The organism is Streptomyces sp. NBC_00076 (genome assembly GCF_045041235.1).
GTDB lineage: Bacteria > Actinomycetota > Actinomycetes > Streptomycetales > Streptomycetaceae > Streptomyces.
Map to the genome: position 1 here is coordinate 2,751,971 of NZ_CP108242.1, position 15,526 is coordinate 2,767,496.

Below are 15,526 nucleotides of genomic sequence, written 5' to 3' on the forward strand. Positions count from 1 at the left end.
CGCGTCCCTCCCAGGGTCGCCCGGCAGGCGGCCGGGTCATAGGGGGTGTCTGGTGCTCCCGGCGTCGAGCTCGCGAACCGCTTCCGCGAACGCGTCACCGCGCTTGTTGTAGTTGGCGAACATGTCCATGGAGGCACAGGCCGGGGCCAGCAGAACCGTGTCGCCCTCGACCGCGAGCCGCTTCGCCTCCTGGACTGCCTGGAGCATCGCCCCAGTGTCGGTCCGGTCGAGGTCGACGACCGGTACCTCCGGGGCGTGTCGCGCGAGGGCTTCCCGGATGAGGGCACGGTCCGCGCCGATCAGGACGACCCCGCGAAGTCGCTGTGCAGACCTGGCGACCAGCTCGTCGAAGGACGCGCCCTTGGCCAGCCCGCCGGCGATCCAGACGATCGACTCGTACGCCGCCAACGAGGCCTCCGCCGCGTGGGTGTTGGTGGCCTTGGAGTCGTCGATGTACGTGACTCCGGCCACGTCGGCGACCTTCGCGATGCGGTGGGCGTCCGGGGTGAAGGCCCGCAGGCCGTCCCGTACGGCCGCGGCGGGCACCCCGTAGGCGCGCGCGAGAGCGGCCGCCGCGAGGGCGTTGGCGATGTTGTGCGGGACCGGCGGGTTGACGTCGGAGATCTCCGCCAACTCCTGGGCGTTCTTCTGCCGGTTCTCCACGAAGGCGCGGTCGACCAGGATGCCCTCCACCACACCGAGTTGGGAGGGGCCGGGCGTGCCGAGGGTGAAGCCGACGGCTCGGCAGCCCTCCTCGACATCCGCTTCGCGCACCAGGTTCTCGGTCGCCTTGTCGGCGACGTTGTAGACGCAGGCGACCTGATTGCCCTCGTAGATATGGCCCTTGTCGGCGGCGTACGCCTCCATGGAGCCGTGCCAGTCGAGGTGGTCGGGCGCCAGGTTCAGGACGGCGGCGGAGTGGGCGCGCAGGGAGGGCGCCCAGTGGAGCTGGTAGCTCGACAGCTCCACGGCGAGGACGTCGTACTGCTCGTCGCCGAGCACCGCGTCCAGCAGCGAGACGCCGATGTTGCCGACGGCGGCCGTGCGCAGGCCCGCCGCCTTGAGGATCGAGGCGAGCATCTGGACGGTGCTCGTCTTGCCGTTGGTGCCCGTGACAGCCAGCCAGGGAGCTGCTTCCCGGCCTTCCCGGCCGCGCAGCCGCCAGGCGAGTTCGACGTCGCCCCAGACGGGGACGCCGGCCTGCGCGGCGGCGGCGAACAGCGGCTTGTCCGGCTTCCAGCCGGGTGTGGTGACGATGAGTTCGGTGCCCTGCGGCAGGGTCGCGCCGTCGCCGAGGCGCACGGTGATGCCCAGGGCCTCCAGTTCGGCGGCCTGGGCGCGGGCCCGCTCGTCGTCGCCGTCGTTGACGACCGTGACGACGGCGCCGAATCCGTGCAGCACCTTGGCCGCCGGGATGCCGGAGACACCGAGTCCGGCGACGGTGACGCGTTTCCCCTGCCAGTCGGTCACTTTTCCGCCGCCCATCCCGCGTAGAAGAGACCCAGTCCGACGATCACACAGATGCCCTGGATGATCCAGAAGCGGACCACGACAAGGACTTCGGACCACCCCTTTAGTTCGAAGTGGTGCTGGAGTGGCGCCATACGGAAGACCCGCTTGCCGGTGAGGCGGAACGAGCCGACCTGGATGACGACCGACATGGTGATGAGGACGAACAGGCCGCCGAGGAGAGCGATCAGCAGCTCGGTGCGGGAGCAGATCGCGAGACCTGCGAGCACACCGCCGAGGGCCAGCGAACCGGTGTCCCCCATGAAGATCTTGGCGGGCGAGGTGTTCCACCACAGGAATCCGAGACAGGAACCCATCAGCGCGGAGGCGATGACCGCGAGGTCGAGCGGATCACGCACCTCGTAGCAGGCGCCCGGGTTCGTCAGGGTCTCGCCGTTGGCGCAGGACTCCTGGTACTGCCAGACACCGATGAAGGTGTAGGCGCCGAAGACGAGCACGGAGGCGCCGGTGGCCAGACCGTCCAGACCGTCCGTCAGGTTCACGCCGTTCGACATCGCGAGGATCATGAACAGCGCCCAGACCACGAACAGCACGGGGCCGATGGTCCAGCCGAAGTCCGTGATGAACGACAGCTTCGTGGACGCCGGCGTCTGTCCCCGGGAGTCCGCGAACTGGAGCGAGAGCACCGCGAAGGAGATGCCGACGATCAGCTGGCCGGCCATCTTCGCCTTGGCCCGCAGACCGAGCGAACGGCGCTTGACGATCTTGATGTAGTCGTCGAGGAAGCCGACCATGCCCATGCCGACCATCAGAGCGAGAACCAGCAAGCCCGAGAAGGTCGGAGGGGGCGTCTTGGCCTCGCCGAGTCCGGTGAACACCTTGGACAGGAAGTACGCGGCGACCGTCGCCAGGATGAAGGCGATACCACCCATGGTCGGCGTACCGCGCTTGCTGCCGTGGGTGCGCGGGCCGTCGTCGCGGATGTACTGGCCGTAGCCCTTGCGCGCAAGGAGCTTGATCAGCAGCGGGGTGCCGATCAGGGTCAGGAAGAGGCCAATGACTCCTGCGAACAGGATCTGCTTCATCATCGGGCGGAAACCTCACCCTCGGCACCGGTCTCGACGAGCGCCTGCGCCACGCTCTCGAGCCCGACCGACCGGGACGCCTTCACGAGTACGACGTCTCCCGGGCGCAGCTCGCTGCGCAACAGGTCGATCGCCGCCTGTGCGTCGGACACGTGCACCGACTCCTCACCCCACGAACCCTCGTTATATGCGCCCAGTTGCAACCAGGACGCTTCCCTGCCCCCGACCGCGACGAGCTTGCCGACATTGAGCCGGACGGCCAGCCGTCCGACCGCGTCGTGCTCGGCGAGCGCCTCGTCCCCGAGCTCGGCCATCTTGCCGAGCACCGCCCAGGTCCGCCGCCCCCTGCCCATCGCCGCGAGCGCGCGCAGGGCGGCTCGCATGGACTCGGGGTTCGCGTTGTAGGCGTCGTTGACGACTGTCACGCCGTCCGGGCGCTCGGTGACCTCCATACGCCAGCGGGAGAGGGAGCCCGCCTCGGAGAGCGCGGTGGCGATCTCAGCTACGGACATGCCCAGTTCGTGGGCGACGGCGGCCGCGGCGAGCGCGTTCGACACGTGGTGCTCACCGTACAGGCGCATGGTCACTTCGCTTGCACCGGAGGGTGTGTGAAGCCTGAAGGCGGGCTGTCCGCTGTCCGTGAGTCGCACGTTCTCGGCACGTACGTCCGCTTCGCCGGACTCTCCGAAAAGGATCACCTTCGCCTTCGTCCGGGATGCCATGGCCCGTACGAGGGGATCGTCCGCGTTGAGGACCGCCGTGCCGTCCTCCGGCAGACTCTCGACGAGTTCGCCCTTGGCCTGCGCGATCTGCTCGCGGCCGCCGAACTCGCCGATGTGCGCGGAGCCGACGTTGAGGACGAGGCCGATCTTCGGGGGCGTCAGCTCGGCGAGGTAGCGGATGTGGCCAATGCCGCGGGCGCCCATCTCCAGCACGAGGAACCTGGTGTCCGCGGTGGCGGACAGGGCCGTCAGCGGCAGCCCGATCTCGTTGTTGAGCGAGCCCGGCGTCCACACGGTCGGCGCCGCGCGCTGGAGCACCTGGGCAATGAGGTCCTTGGTGCTGGTCTTGCCCGCGGACCCGGTCAGCGCGACCAGGGTCGCGCCGAGCCGTCGTACGACGTGACGCGCGAGGGCGCCGATGGCCGTCTGGACGTCCTCGACGACGATGGCGGGCACGCCGACGGGGCGGGACGCCAGTACGGCGACCGCGCCCGCTTCGACGACCGCGCCCGCGAAGTCGTGGCCGTCCACGCGCTCGCCCGCGAAGGCGACGAAGAGGCTGCCCGGCTCCACCTCACGGGAGTCCCGGACGACCGCTCCGGTGACCTCGACGGACGGATCCGGTATGTCGTGTGTCTGCCCGCCGACGACTGCTGCGATCTCGGCGAGGGAGAGGGCGATCACAAGTTCATCCCTGGGTCTTCTGGATAGCTTCGCGAAGCACCTGGCGGTCGTCGAAGGGACGTACCACCCCGGCGATGTCCTGGCCCTGCTCGTGGCCCTTGCCCGCGACCAGCACGGTGTCGCCGGGCCGGGCGCGGGACACGGCGGCGGCGATCGCGGCGGCCCGGTCCTCGAAGACCTGGACCTCGCCGCGCTCGTGGGCCGGCACGGAGGCCGCGCCCTGAAGCATGGTCGCGAGGATCGCGAGGGGGTCCTCGGAGCGGGGGTTGTCGGAGGTCAGTACCGCGGTGTCGGCGTGCCGGGCCACGGCGGCGCCCATCGGCACCCGCTTGGTCTTGTCCCGGTCACCGCCACAGCCGAGCACCACGTGCAGCTGCCCCTCGGTGACCTTGCGCAGGGCGCGCAGGACGGATTCGACGGCGTCGGTCTTGTGGGCGTAGTCGACGACCGCGAGATAGGGCTGCCCGGCGTCCACCCTCTCCAGGCGGCCCGGTACGCCCGGCACGGCGCCGATGCCGTCGGCGGCGGTCTGCGGGTCGAGGCCGGCGGCGGCGAGGGTGACGATCGCGGCAAGGGTGTTGGCCACGTTGAAGGGCCCGGCGAGCGGCGAGCGGGCGGTGATCCGCTCCTCCTTGGGGCCGATCGCGGTGAACGTCGAGTCCAGGGGCCCGACTTCGACGTCCTCGGCCCGCCAGTCGGCGTCCGGGTGGCCCTCGGCGGAGAAGGTGACGACCGGGACGGTGGCCTCCTCGACCAGCCGGCGCCCGTACTCGTCGTCGAAGTTGACGACGCCGAGCCTGCTGCGTTTCGGCGTGAACAGCTGCGCCTTGGCCTGGAAGTAGTCCTCCATGTCGGAGTGGAACTCCATGTGCTCCGGGCTCAGATTGGTGAAGACACCGAGATCGAACACACAGGCGTCGACCCGCCCGAGAACCAGGGCGTGGCTGGAGACCTCCATGGCGACCGCCTCGACGCCGCGCTCGCGCATGACCGCGAACAGGGCCTGGAGGTCGGTGGCTTCGGGGGTGGTGCGCTCGGACTTGATGCGCTCGTCGCCGATACGCGTCTCGACGGTTCCGATCAGTCCGGTGGCCCTGGCCGTTCGCAGGCCGCCCTCGACGAGGTAGGCGGTGGTGGTCTTGCCGGAGGTACCGGTGATGCCGATCTGGAGCAGATCGCGGCCCGGGTGGCCGTAGATCGTGGCCGCCAGTTCGCCCATCAGCGCACGCGGTTCGGCGACGACCAGCACCGGCAGCCCGGTGGCGGTTGCCCGTTCGGCGCCCGTCGGGTCGGTCAGCACGGCGACCGCGCCGAGGCCGGCGGCCTGGGTGACGAAGTCGGCGCCGTGCAGGCGGGCGCCCGGGAGGGCGGCGTACAGGTCTCCGGGGCGGACGGCGCGCGAGTCGTGGGTGATGCCCGTGACCTCGGCGGCGCCGGCCGGATCCGTCGGCTTTTCGGCACCCAGCTGATCGGCGAGCTCCACGAGGGGCGTTGCGGAGACCTGGACCGGCCGGGGCGGTCCCTGATATGTCACGGGTGCGCCCTTCTGGGTGTTTTGGGGCTGATCAGGGTGTGGCACGGCGGTGAGCGTACCGGGCGCACCGGCCTCGGAGCGAAGTGAGGGGCGGGGCGTTGCCTGGTTCCCGGAATCGGGGGTGATCGTTGTCACGAGGTGGTTCCTGGGTGCTCGGTACTGATCAGGATGTGGGGTCCTGACTGGTCGGGACGGAGCCCGGCCGGTCAGGGTTTGTAGCTGACCGGGAGGCTGGCGGCCTTGGCCCCGGTCGGCGGGATCTGCAGCGACTTCAGAGCGAACTCCATGACCTGTTTGTAGACGGGTCCGCAGATCTGGCCACCGAAGTAGTTGCCCTTGGTGGCGTTCTGGATGGCGCAGTAGACGGTGATGCGGGGCTTGTCGGCGGGCGCGAAACCGGCGAACGACGAGGTGTAGCCCTTGTACTTGCCGGTGGCCGGATCTACGCGGTTGGCCGTGCCCGTCTTGCCCGCGACCCGGTAGCCCGGGATACGCGCCTTGGTGCCGGTGCCCTCCTCGTCGTCCACGACGGACTCCAGCATCCGGGCGAGGGTCTTGGCCGTCTTCGCGCTCACGACCCTTGTCTCCTTGGGCTTCGCGGCGGGCGTGAAGCGTCCGTCCGGTCCCTTGGTGCCGCGCACGAGCGAGGGTTCGACGCGTACGCCGCCATTGGCGATGGTCGAGTAGACCGAGGCCGCCTGCACCGCGTTGAGGGACACACCCTGGCCGAAAGGAATCGTGAACTGCTGAGAGGTCGACCAGTCGCCGGGCGCCGCGAGGATGCCCTTCGTCTCGCCGGGGAAGCCGAGCCCGGTGTAGCTGCCGATGCCGAACTTGCGCAGGTACGAGTAGAGGACCTGGTTGGCCTGCCGCTGCGTCTTGCCGAGCTGGCCGGTGGCGAGGATGGTGCCGATGTTGCTGGACTTGGCGAGCACGCCGTTGAGCGTGAGGTACCAGGTCGGGTGGTCGATGTCGTCCTTGAACAGCCGGTCGCCGCGGTGCAGCCGGTTGGGCACGACGACGTGGGTCTGCGGGGTGGCGACGTTCTGCTCGAGGACGGCGGCCATCGACATGACCTTGGCGGTGGAGCCCGGTTCGAAGGCGTCCTGGAGGGCGGCGTTGCCCATGTTCACCGAGCTGGCCTTGGACAGGTCGTTCGGGTCGAAGCCGGGCGAGTTCGCCATGGCGAGGATCTCACCGGTCCGGGTGTCCTGCACCATCACATAGCCGCGATCCGCTCCGGACGCCTTGACCTGCTCCGTGATCGCGTTCTGCGCGGCCCACTGGATGTCGCGGTCGACGGTGAGCTCGACATCGCTGCCGGGTACCGCGGGAGTCTCCGTGGAGCCCACGGTCGGCACCTGGCGGCCTCCGGCCTGGGCGTAGCGGATCTTGCCGTCCTTGCCGGACAGCAGGCTGTTCAGCTGCTGCTCGACCCCTCCGGCGCCCTTGCCCTCGGCGTCGACCCAGCCCAGTATCCCGGCGGCGAGATCTCCGTTCGGGTACACCCGCTTGCTGGTCGGGACGGCGAGGACGCCCGAGAGGGCGTTGACGGTGCTCGGGTCCGTCTCGGCCTTGTCGGCCAGCGCCGTCTTCAGGTCCTTGATCTGCTTCCAGACCTGTGGGGTCTGGCGATAGGCGAGCACGGCGTAGCGCAGGTTCGGGTTCGCGGGCCTGAGCTTCTTGACGAGCGTGTCCTGTTCCACACCGAGGATCGGGGCGAGGAGAGCGGCCGCCTGCTCGGGCCCGTCGTCGACCTTCAACTGCTTGCGGGTGAACAGCGTGGGGTCGGCGGTGATGGTGTACGCGTCCACGCTGGTCGCGAGGGCCACGCCGGCGCGGTCGGTGATCCCGCCCCGGTCGGCGGCCAGGGTGTAGCCGACATACCGGTTCTGTTGGGCCTTGGCGGCGTACGTGCTCGCGTCGACGGCCTGCACCTGGAGCAGTCGTACGACGAAGGCGATGAGTACGAGGGCGAGCGCGAGGCCGACCATGCGCAACCGGGGGCGCGGGCTGCCCAGCCGGATGGCGTTGGGGGCCGCAGGGCGGGGTGCGGAGCGGGGCGCCGGGCGGCGGGGCGGGCGGGCGCCGGGGCCCGGGCCGCGCCGGGCGGCGGGGCGGACGGGACGCTCGGGTCGGGCCGGCCGGGGCACGCGGCGGCGCGGTGGTTCCCTGTCGGACACTTCCGTCACCTGCCGGGGGTCGGAGTCGGGGTCGTAAAGGACGGGAATACCGGGGTCGCCCCGGCCGGCTGGGCGGGTTCGGGGGCGGCGGGGCCGGGCGTGGGCGTCGGCGTCGGCGCAGTGGCCGCCGGGACGGCGGGGTCGGTCGCCGGGGTCGGCCGGGTCCCGATGCCCATCGCTTCGGGGGCCAGAACGAGCGGGATCCGTGCGGAGGCCGGCTCGGCGCCGGCGGCGGGGCTCGGTACGCCCCTGACGGTGCCGTCGGGGTTCAGGAAGGCCGGGTCGCCGCCGGGCACCATGCCGAGTTCGCGGGCGCGGCGCTGGAGGGCTTCGGGAGCCGAGTAGGCGTCGATGTCCCGTTGGAGCGCCTGTTCCTCGTCGGTGAGGTCCGTCGTCCCCTTCTGCACGTCGTCGAGTTTGAACGAGCCTTCGGAGAGGGCGGAGTTCAGCATCAGCAGCCCGATGAGGCCACCGCCGAGGAGGAGTACCACCAGCAGGACGAAGGGGGTGCGGGCGGCTTGGCCGGAGCCGGCCGTGACCGGGATGAGCCGCGCGAGCCGAGCGGCCCTGCCCCTCAGTCGGGGTTTCCTGCTCACTCGCCCTCCCCCTGAGTCCCCTGAGTGCGGATGTCCGACCTGCCCACCCCTGGCTTCGGGTCGCACCGGACCGCCGGCCCCTGCGCCTGCCTCACTCGATGTCCTCCCTGATGCGCTCGGCTCCGCGCAGTCGCGCCGGTGCCGCCCGCCGGTTCTCGGCGATCTCTTCCTCGGTGGGAAGTTCGGCACCCCGCGTGAGCAGCTTGAGCCGCGGCTGGTAGCGCTCGGGGACGACCGGCAGCCCGGCGGGCGCGGTGGTGGCGGCGCCGGCCGCGAACACCTGCTTGACCAGTCGGTCCTCCAGCGAGTGGTACGACAGGACGGCGATCCGGCCGCCCACGTCCAACGCCTTCACCGCGGCCGGGATCGCCCGCTCCAGGACGGAGAGTTCACCGTTGACCTCGATGCGCAGGGCCTGGAAGGTGCGCTTGGCCGGGTTTCCGCCGGTGCGCTTGGCGGCCTGCGGCAGGCTGTCGCGGATCAGCTCCACGAGCCGCGCGCTGTTGCTGAAGGGCTCCTTGTCGCGCTCCCGCACGATCGCGGACACGATCCGCTTGGCCTGCTTCTCCTCGCCGTACGCCCTGAGGATCCGGACGAGTTCACCGGCCGGATAGGTGTTGAGAACCTCGGCGGCGCTGATCCCGGTCGTCTGGTCCATGCGCATGTCGAGCGGGGCGTCCTGGGCGTAGGCGAAGCCGCGGTCGGCCTCGTCGAGCTGCATGGAGGAGACACCGAGGTCGAAGAGAACACCTTGGACGCGCGGCACACCGAGGCGGTCCAGGACCTCGGGCAGCTCGTCGTACACCGCGTGGACGAGGCCGGCGCGCTCTCCGTAGGGCGCGAGCCGCTCGCCGGACAGGCGCAGGGCCTCCTTGTCCCGGTCGAGGGCGACCAGCCGGGCCTCGGGGAATCGCGCCAGCAGGGCCTCGCTGTGGCCGCCGAGGCCGAGTGTGCAGTCGACGACCACTGCTCCCGGCCGCTCCTCCAGGGCGGGTGCCAACAGGTCCAGGCACCGTCGGAGCATCACCGGGACGTGTCGACTCTCGCTCAAGGGGCCCTCTCAGGTCCGGCGCGGGCCGTACGCACCGCCGGGTCCCCGCCCGCTCATGAAGGGGAGGTCTGCCGGCGCCGGGAGCGTCAGCCGACCGGGAGCGGGAGGAGGCCGAGCCGTACGTACGCGCCGCGCACGTAGGGGGATCTCCGGAAAATCGCCGGGATCTCCAGGGAAAAACAGTCCGCTGGGAGGCCTCGCCTCCCGCTTCGCGTCACTTTAGTCCACGGTCTCCCGCGGTCAATCAACCGGCCTGCGCGTCGCGCCTGCGGGTGCGGTCGATACGGCGAATCGGGAAGAATCACTCGTACGGTCACACTCGCGCCCCCGTGTGGGTTAGCTCACAACAAGACTCAATGGCGTTCTTTGTCCACTCTCACGCCGGGCCAGGATCGAGCGTGACCAGTACCGTGATGGCCATGACGACTTCCGCATCGGTTCCCGCAGGTCCCGAAGCCGCCATAGTCACCGGCGGCACCGTCACCGACCGCCTCGTCGAGGCGAACGAGCGCTACGCGGCAGCTTTCACCGACCCCGGCATGGACGCCCGCCCCGTTCTGCACGTGGCCGTCGTGGCCTGTATGGACGCCCGGCTCGACCTGCACGCCGCGCTCGGCCTGGAGCTCGGGGACTGTCACACCATCCGCAACGCCGGCGGAGTCGTCACCGACGACGTGATCCGCTCGCTCACCATCAGCCAGCGCAAGCTCGGCACCCGCAGCGTCGTCCTGATCCACCACACGGGCTGCGGCCTGGAGGCGATCACCGAGGACTTCCGCAACGACCTGGAGATGGAGGTGGGCCAGCGTCCGGCCTGGGCGGTGGAGGCCTTCCGGGACGTCGAGCAGGACGTACGGCAGTCGATGCAGCGGGTGCGGACCTCGCCCTTCATGCTGCACACCGACGACGTACGCGGCTTCGTCTTCGACGTGAAGAGCGGCCTGCTGCGCGAGATCGACCCCGCGTAGACGTCGGGCAGGCCCCTTCGTCCGCATTGGGTGGGCCCGCCCGTAGGCATCGGGCAGGCCCACCCAATGCGTCGGACTGAGCCTGCGCAGCCCCCTGACCATCCGCCGCAGCTGTCGTTTCGCTGTTAATTCCCGGCTCCGGGGTACTCAAAAGACCGCAAGCCCTGACATATCGCGGGCAGTTGTCCACAGGCGAGTGACACGAAACGGTAACGGCAGCAAGAATGCGGGTGTGACGTCACGCGGAACTTTCCACGTGTGGTGTCCGTGTTTCGGGGTGGGTCAGTCGCGCATCGAGTGCGTCGGCCCGGAAAGAACGGGCCGAGGAGGGCCGGGTGACGACCTATGACGATCGAGCGAGCCTCACTGATCTGACCGCCACTGTGGAGCGTGTCCGCAGTTCGGTGGAGGGTGTGATCGAGGGCAAGCCCGAGGTCGTACGGCTTTCGCTGACCGTACTGCTCGCCGAGGGACACCTTCTGATCGAGGATGTCCCCGGCGTCGGCAAGACCATGCTGGCCAAGGCACTCGCGCGGTCCATCGACTGCTCGGTGCGCCGGATCCAGTTCACACCCGACCTGCTGCCCTCGGACATCACCGGGGTGTCCATCTGGGATCAGCAGCGCCGGGACTTCGAGTTCAAGCCGGGCGCGATCTTCGCGCAGATCGTGATCGGCGACGAGATCAACCGGGCCTCGCCGAAGACGCAGTCGGCGCTCCTGGAGTCCATGGAGGAGCGTCAGGTCACCATCGACGGGCAGACCTACGAGCTGCCCAGCCCCTTCATGGTGGTCGCCACGCAGAACCCGGTCGAGATGGAGGGCACCTACCCGCTGCCGGAGGCCCAGCGCGACCGCTTCATGGCCCGCGTCTCCATCGGCTACCCGAGCGCCGAGGCCGAGCTGGAGATGCTCGACATCCACGGCGGGGTGAACCCCCTGGACGACCTCCAGCCGGTGGCGCACGCGCACGAGATCGTGAAGCTGATCGACGCCGTCCGCGGCGTCCACGTCGCCGACCCGGTCCGCCGTTACGCGGTGGACCTGGTCGCCGCCACCCGCACCCACCCGGACCTCAGACTCGGCGCCTCCCCGCGCGCGACGCTGCACCTGCTGCGCGCGGCGAAGGCGTCCGCCGCCCTGAGCGGCCGGGAGTACGCCCTGCCGGACGACGTGCAGGCGCTCGCCGTCGCGGTCCTGGCCCACCGTCTGCTGCCGACCGCCCAGGCCCAGCTGAACCGTCGTACGGCCGAGCAGGTCGTGCAGGAGATCCTGCAGCGCACCCCGGTGCCCGCCGCGCCCCAGCAGGGCGGCATCGGCCTGGGACGCGGCGCGACCGCGTTGGGCGCGCAGCCGCCGCGGAGGCTGTGATGACCTCCGGGGGACCCGGGCAGGCGGAGGCGGATCGCGGCGAGAAGGGCGGGATGCGCACCGCGCTGGCCGGTCTGACCACCCGTGGCCGCTCCTTCTTCGCCGCCGGTGTCGCCGCGGCCATCTGCGCGTACGTCCTCGGGCAGAGCGACCTGCTGCGGGTCGGGCTGCTGCTGGCCGCGCTGCCGCTGATCTGCGTCGCCGTGCTCTTCCGTACCCGCTATCGGGTGGCCGGCAGCCGTCGGCTCTCCCCGGCGCGCGTACCGGCCGGCAGCGAGGCCCGCGTCCATCTGCGGATGGACAACGTCTCGCGGTTGCCCACCGGGCTGCTGATGCTCCAGGACCGGGTGCCGTACGTGCTGGGCCCGCGCCCTCGCTTCGTGCTCGACCGGGTGGAGCCGGGCGGCCGCCGCGAGGTGTCCTACCGGGTCCGCTCCGACCTGCGCGGCCGCTATCCGCTGGGCCCGCTGCAACTGCGCCTGACCGACCCGTTCGGGATGTGCGAGCTGACCCGGTCCTTCTCGACGTACGACACCCTGACGGTGATCCCGCGCGTGGAGCCGCTGCCGCCGGTGCGGCTCAGCGGTGAGGCGAAGGGGTACGGCGACGGTCGGCACCGCTCGCTGGCACTGGCCGGCGAGGACGACATCATTCCGCGCGGATACCGCTACGGCGACGACCTGCGCCGGGTGCACTGGCGCTCCACCGCGCGCTACGGCGAGCTGATGGTGCGCCGCGAGGAGCAACCACAGCGCGCCCGCTGCACGGTCCTGCTGGACACCCGGGGCCTCGCCTTCCAGGGCGCGGGCCCCGATTCGGCCTTCGAGTGGGCGGTGTCGGGCTCCGCGTCGGTCCTGGTCCACATGCTCGAACGGGGCTTCTCTGTACGGCTGCTGACGGACACCGGCACCTCGGTGCCCGGCGAGGGCGCCGACGGGTTCGCGGGCGTGAGCCAGGGCACGGCGGACGCGGCCGGGCTGATGATGGACACCCTCGCGGTGATCGACCACTCGGACGGCGCGGGTCTGTCCCGGGCCTACGACGTGCTGCGCGGCGGCAACGAGGGACTGCTGGTGGCCTTCTTCGGCGACCTCGACGAGGAGCAGGCCGCGATCGCCGGCAAGATGCGGCAACGCAGCGGCGGAGCGGTCGCGTTCCTGCTGGACAGCGACAGCTGGGTGCGGGAACCGGGCGATGTGTCCGACCCGTTGGGGGGGAGCCAGGAGCGGCTGCGGATGCTGCGCGAGGCGGGCTGGACGGCACTGAACGTGCCCCGGGGCGCCTCGCTGGACAACCTGTGGCGCCAGGCGGAGCGGGAGCGCACCGGCGTCGGTGCGCTCGGCACCGGGGAGGGATGGTCATGAGCGGGCGGGTACGACTGGCGCTGTGCGCCTGGGCGGCCACGCTGATGTCCGCGTGCGCTCTGCTGCCGTTGGTCCGGCCGGCCACCTGGATCGTGCAGGCCGCCTTCCTGCTGGCGGTGCAGTCGGGCGTGGGCGCGGCGACCCGGCGGGTGCCGCTGGCCCGGCCGCTGACCGTGGCCGCGCAGGCCCTGGTCGCGCTGATGCTGCTGACCCTGACCTTCGCGCGCGAGCAGGCGGTCGCCGGGCTGGTTCCCGGCCCGGACACCTTCGTACACTTCGCCGACCTGCTGCGACAGGGCTCGGACGACATCGCCCGGTATGCGATCCCGGCGCCGCTGGAGTCCGACGGCATCCGGCTGATGCTGGTCGGCGGAGTGCTGATCATCGGGCTCGCGGTGGACGCCCTGGCGGTCACCTTCCGCAGCGCGGCCCCGGCCGGCCTGCCACTGCTCGCGCTGTACTCCGTCGCCGCGGGACTGTCCGACGGCGGCACCGACTGGCTCTGGTTCCTGGTCGCGGCGGCCGGCTACCTGCTGCTGCTCCTGGCCGAGGGGCGGGAGCGGCTGTCGCAGTGGGGCCGGGTCTTCGGCGGGGCCGCCCGTGTTCCGGGCGAGGAGTCCGGGGTGGTGGCGCCGGTTCGTACCGGGCGGCGCATCGGTGTGGTCGCGCTGGGCGTCGCCCTCGTGGTGCCACTGGCCCTGCCCGCGATGAACGGCGGCCTGCTGGACGGCGCCGGGGCGGGCGTGGGCTCCGGCAGCGGGGGCGGCGGCACGATCTCCGCGGTCAACCCTCTGGTCTCCCTGCGCGACAGTCTGAACGTGGACGAGGACCGGCGGGTCCTCTCCCTGCGTCCCGAGGCGGACACGGACGTCTCCAACCTCTATCTGCGGATCGTGTCCCTGGACGACTTCGACGGCACGACCTGGAAGCCGTCCAAGCGGTCCATCACCGCCGTACCGAAGGGCGCGTTCCCAACCCCCATCGGCCTCGGCCCGGACGTCAAGCGCACCGAGATCGAGACGACCGTCTCGGCGGCCGACTGGTACGCCCAGGACTGGCTGCCGATGCCGTACCCGCCCAGCGGGGTGCGGATCGGGGGGAACTGGCGCTACGAACCCGAGGGCATGACGCTCGTCGGCGACCACGGCCAGAACACCCGTGGTGCGACGTACCAGGTGAAGAGCCTGGACGTGCAGCCGACGGCCGAGCAGCTCGCCGCAGCACCGGAACCGCCCCCGGCCCTGACCCGCGAGTTCACCGAGCTCCCGGACTCCCTGCCGCCCATGGTGGGGGAGACCGCTCGCCAGGTCACCGCGAACGCGACGAACCCGTACGAGCAGGCGGTCGCGCTCCAGGACTACTTCGCTGTGACCGGCGGCTTCGAGTACGACACCCAGGTACAGGTCGGCAGCGGCTCACAGGCCATCGCCCGCTTCCTGCGGGACAAGCAGGGCTTCTGCGTGCACTTCTCCTTCGCGATGGCGGCGATGGCCCGCTCCCTGGGCATACCGGCGCGGGTCGCGGTGGGTTTCGCACCCGGTTCCCCGCAGGCGGACGGGTCGGTGTCGGTGGGGCTGAAGGACGCCCACGCCTGGCCCGAGCTGTACTTCGAGGGCGTGGGCTGGACCCGCTTCGAGCCGACCCCGAACCGGGGCACGGTGCCGTCGTACACCATCCCGGACGCCTCCGGCAGTACGCTCCCGGACACCACCCAGCCGTCCGAGTCGGCAAGCACGTCAGCCTCCGCCGCGCCGTCGGCCAGTGAGACCTGCACGCCGCAGCAGCGGAAGGTGGACGGCTGCGCGAGCCAGTCTCCGCAGGCCGCGCCGGCCGGGAGCGACGACGGCCCGAAGTGGTATGTGCTGCTGATGTGGGTCCTCGGCGGCCTGGCCGCCCTGGCGATCCCCTCGGCTCCGATGCTGTGGCGGCTGCGGGCCAGAGCCGCACGGCTGGGCGGGCACGGCCGCGGCGAGGCCGATGTGGCGCTGACCACTCTGGCGGTCTGGCAGGAGCTGACCGACACGGCGTGGGACGTCGGGATCGAGCCGGACGAATCACAGACCCCGCGCAACGCGGCCGCCCGGATCGTCCGGCTCGGGCATCTCGACCCGGCGACGGCTGCCTCGGTGCACCGGGTGGCGGACGCCGTGGAACAGGTCCTCTACGCGCCGCGGCCGCGCCCGACGACGGGCCTCGCGGACGACGTCCGCCGGGCGGTCGTGGCGCTGCGGAGCACGGTCAGCGGGACCACCAGGCTGCGGGCGGTGGTGGCCCCGCGTTCCGCCATACGAGTGGTGTGGGCGTTGTCGGAGTGGTGGACCGGTCTCACGGCCCGCGTGGCGCAGGCTCGGCCGAGCCTGCGTAAACCGTCGGGTCAGGAGAGCTGAGGCCGTCGGCCGTCCCCTGGGGTCTCCTCGACTGAGGCAGGAGCCAGGCTCCACAGCAGAGAGCGGGCCCCAGGTCGCATCGACCCGGGGCCCGCTCCTGTCCGTCCGAAGC

General features: G+C 71.1%; 11 protein-coding genes. 4 read left to right on the forward strand and 7 right to left on the reverse strand.

The features are described 5' to 3' along the window. Positions 1–36: 36 nt before the first annotated feature. From murD to rsmH, 7 genes are all read right to left on the reverse strand, one after another. Positions 37–1,485: a UDP-N-acetylmuramoyl-L-alanine--D-glutamate ligase gene (gene murD / locus OHA64_RS12585; RefSeq protein ID WP_405612205.1), complete on the reverse strand. Its 1,449-nt coding sequence runs from the start codon at positions 1,483–1,485 to the stop codon at positions 37–39. Further along, positions 1,467–2,555 (reverse strand): phospho-N-acetylmuramoyl-pentapeptide-transferase, encoded by a 1,089-nt coding sequence (mraY, locus tag OHA64_RS12590; RefSeq protein WP_405623951.1) that lies wholly within the window; start codon positions 2,553–2,555, stop codon positions 1,467–1,469. Before mraY ends, murD begins: the two co-directional genes overlap by 19 nt. Beyond that, complete coding sequence (murF, locus tag OHA64_RS12595; protein WP_405612207.1) at positions 2,555–3,961, reverse strand: UDP-N-acetylmuramoyl-tripeptide--D-alanyl-D-alanine ligase; 1,407 nt, start codon at positions 3,959–3,961, stop codon at positions 2,555–2,557. Before murF ends, mraY begins: the two co-directional genes overlap by 1 nt. A gap of 4 nt (positions 3,962–3,965) precedes the next feature. Continuing rightward, entirely contained in the window at positions 3,966–5,495 is a 1,530-nt protein-coding gene (locus tag OHA64_RS12600; RefSeq protein ID WP_405612209.1) for a UDP-N-acetylmuramoyl-L-alanyl-D-glutamate--2,6-diaminopimelate ligase, read from the reverse strand. A 206-nt stretch (positions 5,496–5,701) separates the two neighbouring features. Beyond that, positions 5,702–7,678 carry a peptidoglycan D,D-transpeptidase FtsI family protein gene (locus tag OHA64_RS12605; protein WP_405612211.1) on the reverse strand — a complete coding sequence of 659 codons (1,977 nt, stop codon included), beginning with the start codon at positions 7,676–7,678 and terminating at the stop codon, positions 5,702–5,704. 5 nt (positions 7,679–7,683) lie between these two features. Then, complete coding sequence (locus OHA64_RS12610) at positions 7,684–8,274, reverse strand: septum formation initiator family protein (RefSeq protein WP_405612213.1); 591 nt, start codon at positions 8,272–8,274, stop codon at positions 7,684–7,686. 91 nt (positions 8,275–8,365) lie between these two features. Next, a complete protein-coding gene (gene rsmH / locus OHA64_RS12615) occupies positions 8,366–9,325 on the reverse strand; it encodes a 16S rRNA (cytosine(1402)-N(4))-methyltransferase RsmH (protein ID WP_405612215.1) in 960 nt (319 codons plus the stop codon). Between the two features lie 419 nt (positions 9,326–9,744). Between rsmH and OHA64_RS12620 the strand changes: the two genes are divergently transcribed. The 4 genes from OHA64_RS12620 (at position 9,745) to OHA64_RS12635 (ending at position 15,414) form a co-directional block, all read left to right on the forward strand. After that, a complete protein-coding gene (locus OHA64_RS12620; protein WP_405612217.1) occupies positions 9,745–10,293 on the forward strand; it encodes a beta-class carbonic anhydrase in 549 nt (182 codons plus the stop codon). A gap of 335 nt (positions 10,294–10,628) precedes the next feature. Then, positions 10,629–11,663 (forward strand): AAA family ATPase, encoded by a 1,035-nt coding sequence (locus tag OHA64_RS12625; protein WP_405612219.1) that lies wholly within the window; start codon positions 10,629–10,631, stop codon positions 11,661–11,663. Further along, positions 11,663–13,027 carry a DUF58 domain-containing protein gene (locus OHA64_RS12630; protein WP_405612220.1) on the forward strand — a complete coding sequence of 455 codons (1,365 nt, stop codon included), beginning with the start codon at positions 11,663–11,665 and terminating at the stop codon, positions 13,025–13,027. The genes OHA64_RS12625 and OHA64_RS12630 overlap by 1 nt, the downstream gene beginning before the upstream one ends. Next, positions 13,024–15,414, forward strand: coding sequence for a DUF3488 and DUF4129 domain-containing transglutaminase family protein (locus OHA64_RS12635; protein ID WP_405612222.1), 2,391 nt, complete (start codon positions 13,024–13,026; stop codon positions 15,412–15,414). Before OHA64_RS12630 ends, OHA64_RS12635 begins: the two co-directional genes overlap by 4 nt. Positions 15,415–15,526: the final 112 nt, after the last annotated feature.